Origin of the sequence: Secundilactobacillus malefermentans DSM 5705 = KCTC 3548 (genome assembly GCF_001436395.1) — a bacterium.
In the GTDB taxonomy this organism is placed as follows: Bacteria; Bacillota; Bacilli; order Lactobacillales; family Lactobacillaceae; genus Secundilactobacillus; species Secundilactobacillus malefermentans.
Map to the genome: position 1 here is coordinate 1 of NZ_AZGJ01000124.1, position 1039 is coordinate 1039.

Consider the following 1039-nt stretch of genomic DNA (forward strand, 5'->3'; position numbering starts at 1 on the left):
GTTCTCTAATAGTTTTAGGCATGATTCCCAAACCCCTTTCGGAGTTCAGCAAGTGCTTCTTGTCTTGCTTGATCTCTTATTTTTTTATCGTGCTCGGCCTGTTTATCAGCCAATGCTTGTTTTTCAGTGGATCCTAGTGGTAATCCTTTAACTTTATCAGTAGCGCGCCATTTTTCCTGTTCTGTTAGTTCACTATTATGCTGAATATTAAAAAGCTTTTGACGCTCATCTTGTAATTGGCCTTGTGAGAAATCATTGGCATCTTTCTTTTCGGGTTTCCAGGTAAACGAATAGCCAATAACTGGTTTCCCACGCCCTTTACCATATTTTTTTCTAACCGTTAATCCTCTAAACAAAGGAGTTAATTCTTCTTTAATGGGTTTTATAACAAATTTATCGACGTTAGAGGGACTATTCCAGTAACTTTTGGGCATATCTAGTAATTCAAAAAAGTCTTCTTTAGAAAAATAAGCATATCCAGTGGTTCTGAACTGTTTTAGTAACCGAAACATTGTTTTTGCGTAACTACTTTTTAAATCTCTAAACTCTGCCAACGCATAACGAACCCAACTTTCAAGCTTGTTTAAAAGGGGTAAAGCACGTTCATAAACTTTTACGTCTACATAAGGTTCTTCTGCATCTCCATCAATTTTAAATTCTGTAAACAAAACAAAAAACTCTCGAGTTAATCCACTTTTACTTCGTCTACCAAAATGTAATCCCATCATTTTTTCATAAGTTCTCTGAATGTCATCTTCAAAACGGTTATTTGCAGTAGGTTTATAAGCACTTAACTCTTTTAATTGATCAAAAGTAAAACGAATGGTCTGATTACTCTTATCACGCATACGAGAAATAATCGAAAAAAATAAATTCATTTCAACTGGAGTAAATTTTCGAAGTGGAATGGTATTTAACTCTGGATCATATTTAATAATTTCATTTCCCATGCTGTACCTCCTAATGATTACAAATTAATTTTAGATTATGTTTATCAAGTAGTCAACTTTATATTTCTACTTGATAAACAGACAAAACC

The 1039-nt window shown here is 33.5% G+C and carries 1 protein-coding gene; it reads right to left on the bottom strand.

The features are described 5' to 3' along the window. Positions 1 to 14: 14 nt before the first annotated feature. Entirely contained in the window at positions 15 to 950 is a 936-nt protein-coding gene (locus FD44_RS10080; protein WP_010620855.1) for a replication initiation protein, read from the bottom strand. Positions 951 to 1039 lie beyond the last annotated feature (89 nt).